6 protein-coding genes and 1 pseudogene are annotated in these 8,230 nt (G+C 61.0%); 5 read left to right on the top strand and 2 right to left on the bottom strand.

Annotated elements, in window-relative coordinates:
• Both G113_RS17185 and tamA read right to left on the bottom strand, forming a co-directional pair.
• A partial coding sequence (locus tag G113_RS17185) for a translocation/assembly module TamB domain-containing protein (RefSeq protein ID WP_005907797.1) occupies nucleotides 1-2,647 on the bottom strand: 2,647 nt, incomplete at its 3' end.
• A complete protein-coding gene (gene tamA, locus G113_RS17180) occupies nucleotides 2,644-4,416 on the bottom strand; it encodes an autotransporter assembly complex protein TamA (RefSeq protein ID WP_005907796.1) in 1,773 nt (590 codons plus the stop codon). The genes G113_RS17185 and tamA, both read right to left, overlap by 4 nt.
• A 531-nt stretch (nucleotides 4,417-4,947) precedes the next feature.
• On the opposite strand from tamA, the gene G113_RS17175 reads away from it, so the two are divergent.
• The 5 genes and pseudogenes from G113_RS17175 to G113_RS17155 form a co-directional block, all read left to right on the top strand.
• Nucleotides 4,948-5,334, top strand: coding sequence for a hypothetical protein (locus tag G113_RS17175; RefSeq protein ID WP_005907795.1), 387 nt, complete (start codon nucleotides 4,948-4,950; stop codon nucleotides 5,332-5,334).
• Nucleotides 5,335-5,408: 74 nt separating this feature from the next.
• Nucleotides 5,409-5,687, top strand: a complete 279-nt coding sequence (locus tag G113_RS17170; protein ID WP_005907794.1) for a peptidylprolyl isomerase — start codon at nucleotides 5,409-5,411, stop codon at nucleotides 5,685-5,687.
• Between the two features lie 145 nt (nucleotides 5,688-5,832).
• Nucleotides 5,833-6,516 carry a DUF1499 domain-containing protein gene (locus G113_RS17165; protein ID WP_005907793.1) on the top strand — a complete coding sequence of 228 codons (684 nt, stop codon included), beginning with the start codon at nucleotides 5,833-5,835 and terminating at the stop codon, nucleotides 6,514-6,516.
• Nucleotide 6,517: 1 nt separating this feature from the next.
• Nucleotides 6,518-7,114, top strand: a complete 597-nt coding sequence (locus G113_RS17160; protein ID WP_005907791.1) for a carboxymuconolactone decarboxylase family protein — start codon at nucleotides 6,518-6,520, stop codon at nucleotides 7,112-7,114.
• Nucleotides 7,111-8,230: pseudogene (locus tag G113_RS17155) on the top strand (VTT domain-containing protein); the annotation flags it as partial. The gene G113_RS17160 and the pseudogene G113_RS17155, both read left to right, overlap by 4 nt.

Below are 8,230 nucleotides of genomic sequence, written 5' to 3'. Positions count from 1 at the left end.
GCTGGCCAAACAGCAAGGGCGTTTTCAGGGTGCCGTCGAAGCGGGCATCGGCACTGATCACCCCTTGCAGGGAACGCACCTCGGGGATCAAGGGCGCAAACGGGCTTAGCTTGAGGCCGTTGAACTTGAGCTGGCCCGAGAGCGCGCCACGGCCGCTCGGATCCTTGATGATGAGATCCGTGTCGATGTTGCCGATGTCGGCGGAGACGAAATCGAGGCGCAGGGAGGCCTGCTGGGGCTCGAGATCGAAGCCGATGGCCAGTTGCTGATAACGGGTGGTCAGCTCATCGGCAATGAAGGTGCCAGGGGTGGTGCGCAGGGTGGCATGTACTCTGGGTTGATCCCCTTTCCAGCTGGCACGCCCATTGGCCGACAACACCGCCTGCCACTGGAAGTTGTCCGGCAGCCAGGGGCGCAACCGTTTCAAATCAAACTCGTTCAAGGCGAAGGCGAGCTCCCCTTGCGCCGCCGAGACCTGGCTTCCTTTGATACACAGACTGGATTGCTGGGAGCCCAGGCAGAGATCGCTCATGGCCAGTCGCTGCTTGTCGAGATCGACGTCCAGGTTCCAGGGGGCCTTGAGTTTCCAGCGCTTCATGGGGGTCTTGATGCTGAGCTCCGTCAAGGCGCCACGCCAATGACTCTTCTGCACGCCGCCATTGAGGCGCAGGTTTGCCGCCAGAGGATCCCCCTTCATATCAAGAGAGAGCCGATGGCGACCAAGATCACCGTCGGCATCCAGTTTGATCTCTTTGAGAACAGTGCTGCCCTGGGTCAGCTTCGCCACCGTCAGGGCCAGCTTGCCCGCCGGCACCTCGCCGATCACGCCATTGCCCTTGAGCACTATGCCCTTGAGGTCAGTACCGGCATAAAAGAGACGGGTCGAGCTCAGGGCCGCATTGATGCGTGGCGCCTGCTGGTTGCCACCCAAGGCCAAAGTCCCGCTCAGATCGCCACGCAAACCGGGGTAGATGCCGGAGAGATCCGGGGCGGCCAGCGTGGCATCGAGCTGCCAGAGTTGTTCGGTGAGCTTGCCCTTGGCTTGCAACTTGTTGGGGCCGGTTTGCAGCATGAAGGCGGGGATCTGCCAATTCATGGCATCGTCGCCGCTGAGCTGGCCGGTGATGGCAAGCGGGTACTTGTTGAGCTTGCCGTCGACCTTGAGGGTCGGCACCTTGAGCCGCCAATGACCGGCATCGCTGAGCTGAAACTCACTCTCGACCCGGCCCGCCAGGGTGCCCTTGATCTCGGGTACCAGCTCGGCGGGGTCTATCCCCTTGAAGCTGGTCACCCCCTGCCACAGCACGCCTTTTTGCCAGGCCAGTTTGCCATCGAGCTTGAGCTCACCTTGCAGGGCATTAAGCAGCAGGTCGATGTTGCTGAGCTGACCCAAGTCGCCCTTGCCCTTGAGAGCCAGTTTGAAGGGGGGAACATCGGTCCCCTTGCCTGCGGTATTGAGGGCAAACTGATAGCCAGACAACGCCCCTTTGGCGGTCAGGCTCCCCTTCTGCAACTGATAACTGGGCTCCCCTTGCGCCGGCTTGTGCAGCGGCCAGTTGAGGCCGGGCCAGTTCAGCGTCACATCGAAGGGCAGGTCCGGGTCCAGAGCAGCAAGTGACCCCTTGAGCTTGGCGGCGACCGGCCCCTTGGCGTCTAGGGCCAAGGCCAGCTTGCCGACCGAGCCACCCAGGGTCAGGGTCGCCTGTTCACCCTTGAGCTGGTTATCGAGCAGGGCCTTGCGGGCCTTGGCGGTCAGGGTCAAGTCGAGGGGATAGTCATCCAGCAAACTGATGTGACCCTTGAGATCGAGATCGGCCATGGCGTGGCGCAGGAACAGCTGATCAATGTCGATACGCTGCCCCTCCCCCCGCACCGAGAGCAGCAGTTTGTCGATGCCCTCCTTGAGATCCCCTTGCTGGTAGCTGAGTCGAGTCAGCATCACCCCCTCGAGACTCAGCGGGAAAGGCAAGTCTATCTTGGGCAGTTCGATGGCGATGGCGCCCTGCTCCGAGCTCGCGACCAGGGTGGTCGATTCCGCTGCCTTCTCGGGAGCTTTATCTGTGGATGCTTTACCCTCGTTCAGGGCTTGCTGGTCAGCGGGCGCCGTCTCTGCCAGCTTGACCGTCAACCCATCGAGTACCGGGCCACGCACCGTCAGACCATGCCTGTCCAGTTTGGCGCCAATGTCGAGGGAGTTGAGCACCAGCGCCAGACCGGGGACATCGACGTCCAGATCGCTGATCTTGAGGGCATCAATCTGGATGCGGATAGGCAGAGGGCGCCAGATGAAGGGCTCGCTGGGAGTCTCTTCGCTTGGCGCCGATTCGGCTACCTTGACGACCGGATGGGTCAGGCTCAGGGAGCGGATCCAGAGCTGGCCTTGCAGCAGCTTGCCCAGATCCCAGTCGAGCACGGCACGCTCGACAGTGGCATCCACCAACTCGTCCTGCCAGCCGACCCCTTCCAGGGTCCAGCCATAGCCAAGCTGACCGGCCACCAGCTCACCCTTGAGGGCGGGCAGCGCCGATTTGGCCTGCTCCCAGAGCCATTTATTCCCCTGGTGGGTAAAACCGAGCAAGCTGATGCCGATCAACAACAGGAAGATGAGGCCCATCAGCCAGAGGAAAATACGTTTCAACCAGATCATAATTCAGGCCCCAGGGCAAAATGCAGACGCAGGGGTTTATCCTCCTCCGAGATGCCAACCGCCAGATCCAGCCTGACCTGACCGATTGGGGTCACCCAGCGCACCCCGACCCCGGTGCCTATCTTCCAGGCCTCCTGATAGTCATCGGTGGCGGTGCCGCCATCCACAAACAACGCCCCCAACCACTTCTCGCTGAATCTGTAGTTGTATTCGGCGCTGAGTGCCGTGGTGTAACGGCCGCCCAATAGCTGACCATCCGCATCCCTCGGCGCTATGTCCTCATAGCCGTAGCCGCGCACCGTCTGATCACCACCGGTGAAGAAGCGCAGGGAAGGCGGCACCAGCGAGAAGTCATCACCGACGATGGCCCCTTGTTCGGCCCGAAACAGGAAACGGTTGTTCTCTCCCAGGGTACGCAGCCACTTGGTACGGCCCCAGGCGCGCATGAAGCGGATGTCCGAACCCCAGGTGGGGTCGGAAAACTCCAGGGTAAGTTGCTGCCTGTCGCCCCAATCCGGCACCATGCCGCCACGCAGTCGCAGTCGTGACCAGGAGACGCCGGGGATCAACAGCAGACTGTTGCCCGCATCCGACCCCTGTTCATAGCGTTCGTTTTCCAGACGCACGAAGACGTCCCTGTCCCAGGCATCCGGGCGCCGCTTCCAGCGATGAACACCGAAGGTGGTCAAGTCGGAGCGGGTGTCGTTGTTGTTGGTGTAGCGATAACCAGCCTGCAGGGAGTAGTAATCTTGCAGCGGATTCTTGCCGATGATCGGGATCTGGTAATCGAAACTGAGATCAGCCTGAGGCGCCGACACATTGGCGGTGGCATTGAGGCGGTGGCCATAGCGGTTGATCCAGGGTTTTTCCCAGGTGGCACTCACCCTGGGGCCCACATCGGTTGCATAACCGATACCCGTCTCTATCTCGTGCTGGGTACGCGGCGCCAGGGTGACCTGGATAGGCACCTGATCTCCCTGAGCCTCACTGATGAGCGGCTTGAGATCCACCTGCTTGAAGAGCTTGGTCGAAGAGATATCCTGGGAGGTCTCCGCCATCTTGATGGCGAGATAGGGCTCGCCGCGCTTGATGCTGACGAGGGGCTGGATGAGGCGCAGCTCTTCCGGGGTAGCGCTGTAGCGCACCTCGCCAAAGTGATAGCGGGTACCGGAACGAAACACTATATAGATCTCGGCCGTGCCCTTCTCCGGGTAGACCTTGACCTGGCTCTTGCTGATCCGGGCATTGAAGTAGCCCCGCGCCAGTCCCAGGCTGCCCAGATCCGCCTTGATGGATTCGTACTTGCCGTGATTGAGCTGATCGCCCTCCTTGAGGGGCAGCTTGTCGAGCAGTTCACTGTAGATCTCGTCGCTGCCCGCATCTCCCTCGAGCAATACATCCAGCCGGGAAATAAGCACAGGTTCCCCTGCCTTGACGCTGACGATGACCCTGGACGGTTTGTCCTTGTTCCGGGTCAGCTTGACCTCAGGCTGGTAGTAACCATACACCTGCAGCGCCTGCTCGGTACTTTCGATGATCTTGGCCCGGGCGGGTCTGTATTGGCGTTCCTGATAAACGGGCAGGGCGTTGAGATAGGCTTCGACGTTCTCTTTGTTGGCACCCTTGAGCCCCTTGACCTGATAGGTCAATTTGGCGGCCATGGCCGGGGAAGCCAGGCAGCAGAAGCAGAGCGTCAGCCAGAGCCAGGCGCGCACCCGGCGGCGCGGCTGCGATTTACCCGAAGGGGTGGGCAGATAGCATCCTGTCAAACGTCAACTTCCCCGAATTTCATGCTCAAGCGAACGATGTTGGTGCCATCGTGATGATATTGGCGAGGTCCTGGCCTCGCGGATTTCATCCTACCATAGTAGGTAACGGGATTCAGACCCATCAGCGACCTGAATTTGCCATAAAATTTAACCAGTTGGCTATAAGTTAACCCGCTTTGGCAAAATTGGCCCCCCATCTGTCCAAATGGCGTACAAAGTGCCCGGGATCCAGCCCTGTCACCTGACGGGCTGGCGCGACAGTTTTTGTCAGGTAAAGCCTGGGGGCCCCATCGAGTAGCGATGCAGCCTCCCTGTCCCAGGGCTGTTTATCTCTTCTGAAAATGGCAAGTCCCTTGGCTGTGCAGCCGCCTCGACGGGATGGGAAAATGCGCAGCAATCCTGCTTTATCCATTTACATTCAAAAGCTTGTGTTTTGGTAATGGCTTATTCGTTCACCCTAATCTATTTATCCCGCTCCCTTGCCCACCCCCTCTGCGCCACACTGGAGACATCAATCAGAGGAGCACTCCCATGGCTACACGCAGCGAACAACTGGCCGACTACATCGCCGAACGGCTCGAATTCATCACCTTTCTGGCCTGTAGCAGCGCTCTGCTGGCCTTGCTGTTTGGCATGAACGGTCAGCAAGCCCTTGCCTTCACGGCCTTGAATCTGCCCTTTGGCCTCGCCATCTTGCTCGGCTCGGCCCTGCTTGCCCCCTTGCCATACCACTGGCGCCTCCCTCTCACGACGGTGCTGCTGTTAACCTGCGCCTTGGCCAGCCTCAACCTGGGCGGTCAATGGCTGGAGCCACTGGCACTCTGGAGCCTGTATGGATTGCTCGGCCTGGAGCTGCTCTGGCAGGCTCGCCACCACAAGCCGGTGATCCGGGCTGACGAGGGGCCACAATTGCGCTAATCTTGCCGCCCGATCCGGCCGGTATCATGACGAGGCCCGGCTCAGTCCGCCAATGCACGCGAAGAGGAGAACCCATGAACAAAGCCTGCGCCCAACACATTTTGGTCAAGACAGAGAAAGAGTGTCTCGAGATAAAGAGTAAAATCGACAAGGGCGCCGATTTTGGACAGATGGCAAAACGCTTCTCCACCTGCCCCTCCGGCAAGCGCAGCGGCGATCTGGGCGAGTTCAGCAAAGGCGACATGGTCAAAGCCTTCGATGATGCCGTCTTCAAGGGGGAACTGCTCAAGGTACTGGGCCCGATCCGCACCAAGTTCGGCTTTCATCTGATCAAGGTGCTCTACCGCAACTGACCCTAGTCACCGCCCGATTTGGCCGGGCGCGCTACTTGCGCCCGCATCGGTCAGCCAATTGAGCCATTTCGATCAATCGTTAAAATAAATTAACCTTATCAGTCAATTAGGTTTATCCTTTGGCCATTTCCCCAAAGGTTCTGCCATGCTGACCATGCCTGTTCTACCCCTGCTAGCCTGGTTGTTACCCCTGTGTGGCGCCCTGGGCAGCCGTTTTGCGATCTGGCCCTGGTGGGCTGGCTTTACGCTCTGCATGGCCGGGGCTCTGCTCTCTCTTTTCCTGCTGGTGCGCCTCCCTTGGTGCCGGAGCAAGGCCGCCAACCTGTGGGGGGCCATTCCGCTGCTGCTGCCCCTGCTGTTCGTGGTGCAGGCACTACGCATGCCGTTGACCAACGATGTCAGCACGGACCCCTATGATCCCCCTGCCCTCAGCTGGGCCGCCGAGCTCAGAACCCCGTCGGATCTCCCGATCAATGCCCCTCCCCTGAAAGCTTTTGCGGACAACCCCGGTCCTCTTTATACCCGCGCCTCCGAGACCGAAGTGATCGCCGAGGCCAGCGAGCTGATGCAGGAACTGGGCTGGCAGGTGCACCTCGGCCCCCACGGACTCGATGCCGTGGTGACGACGGCGTGGTTCGGTTTTCAGGATGACGTGGCACTGCGGGTCTTTGCCGGTCCCAAAGAGACCCGTATCGACATGCGCTCCGCCTCCCGTCAGGGGCGCAGCGACCTGGGCGCCAACCGGGCGCGGATCCACACCTTTATGGATCTGCTCAACGAACGGTTAGGGGGTGCCTACAAACCCAAGATGAAGCAAAAAGAGGATTAGCATGCGCATCAAGCTGAAAGCGGATCGGGACTATGCCTGGTTTATCCGTCCCTTTTTCTGGCTGCAGCAACGCAACTACGGCCAGGTACTGATCCCGGGCAAGTGCTGGGGTCGCTCCCCCAGGCTGTTTGCCGCCGTGGCGACCCTCTATGGCGTCATCAACCGCAAACGCTCCCCCATCGATCCCCTGCTGCGCTCTCTGGTAACTGTGCGGGTATCTCAACTTAACTGGTGCCGATTCTGTGTCGATATCAATGCCATGACCCTGGTCAAGCGCGCAGGCTCCACTGCCAAGGTCGAGGCCCTGGCCCAGTGGCGCACCAGTACCCTGTTCGATGAGCGGGAGTGCGCCGTGCTCGACTTTACCGAGGCCATGACGGGTCTGGACGGGGTGAGCGAAGCCCAGTTTGAGGCGCTGCGCCCCTGGTTTGATGATGATGCCCTGGTGGAGCTGGCCGGCCTGGTTGCCTTCCAGAACATGTCTGCCAAGTTCAATGCCGCCCTGGACATCCCGGCTCAGGGTTTTTGCCAGTTGCCGGTCCAGCCAGGAGCCGACAAGGAAGACCGGCAGCCGCCCCGGGAGGATAAGCCGTCATGAAAGTCACCAAACTGGGATTGCTCGCACTGATCGTCCTGCTCGTGGGCGCCTTCTTCGCACTGGATCTGGGTCAATACCTGACTCTGGATGCCCTGCAAGCCCGCCAGGCGGCGCTTGCGGCCTGGGTGGACGCTCACTTTTGGCAAGCCAGTGCCCTCTTCTTCATGGTCTATGTGTGCAGCACGGCCCTCTCCCTGCCGGGGGCCAGCCTGCTGACCTTGCTGGGCAGCGCCATCTTCGGGATCGGTTGGGGTCTGCTGCTGGTCTCCTTTGCCAGTACCCTGGGCGCCAGTCTGGCGTTTCTCAGCGCCCGCTTCCTCTTGCGTGACTGGGTGAGTGCCCGCTTTGGCCACAAGCTGGCGGCTATCGATGCCGGTATGACCCAGGATGGCCCCTTCTATCTGCTCAGCCTGCGCCTCATTCCCGTCTTCCCCTTCTTCCTCATCAACTTGTTGATGGGGCTGACCGCCCTGCCGCTTCGCACCTTCTATTGGGTAAGCCAGCTCGGCATGCTGCCCGGCACTTTCGTCTATGTGCTGGCGGGCAGCCAGCTGGCCCAGCTCACCAGCACCGGCAACATCCTCTCTCCCGGCCTCATCACGGCGCTCTGCCTGCTCGGCCTGCTGCCCTGGCTGGCCCGGGCCGCTCAACGCCAGCTTGCCCTGCGCCGCCGGCTTGCCCGCTTCCCGCGACCAGCCCACTTCGATTACAACCTGCTGGTGGTAGGCGCCGGGGCCGGTGGCCTGGTCACCAGCTATATTGCCGCCGCCGTCAAGGCTCGGGTGGCCCTCATCGAAAAGCACAAAATGGGCGGCGACTGCCTCAATACTGGCTGCATCCCCTCCAAGGCGCTGATCCGCAGCGCCCGCTTCGCCTTGGAGCAGCGCCGGGCCACCGAGCTTGGCTTCGCACCGCACATTGCCACTGCCGACTTCGAGGCCGTGATGGCCAGGGTTGCCCAAGTGGTACGCGAAGTGGAGCCCCATGATTCGGTGGCTCGCTATGAGGCGCTAGGAGTCGAGTGCATACAAGGCGAGGCACGCCTCATCTCCCCCTCGGGAGCTGGAGGTGGGACGGGCCAGCGTCTCTCCTAGCCGCCACATCGTCATCGCCACC

It is taken from the genome of Aeromonas molluscorum 848, from assembly GCF_000388115.1.
Taxonomy (GTDB): Bacteria; Pseudomonadota; Gammaproteobacteria; order Enterobacterales; family Aeromonadaceae; genus Aeromonas; species Aeromonas molluscorum.
The sequence above is the reverse complement of the archived record's forward strand: the minus strand, read 5'-3'. Positions and strand labels throughout refer to the sequence as shown.

Coding starts and splice junctions, on each gene's coding strand:
- G113_RS17170 (WP_005907794.1), top strand. CDS start 5,409: ATGAACAAAGCCTGCGCCCAACACATTTTGGTCAAGACAGAGAAAGAG.
- G113_RS17160 (WP_005907791.1), top strand. CDS start 6,518: ATGCGCATCAAGCTGAAAGCGGATCGGGACTATGCCTGGTTTATCCGT.
- G113_RS17165 (WP_005907793.1), top strand. CDS start 5,833: ATGCTGACCATGCCTGTTCTACCCCTGCTAGCCTGGTTGTTACCCCTG.
- G113_RS17175 (WP_005907795.1), top strand. CDS start 4,948: ATGGCTACACGCAGCGAACAACTGGCCGACTACATCGCCGAACGGCTC.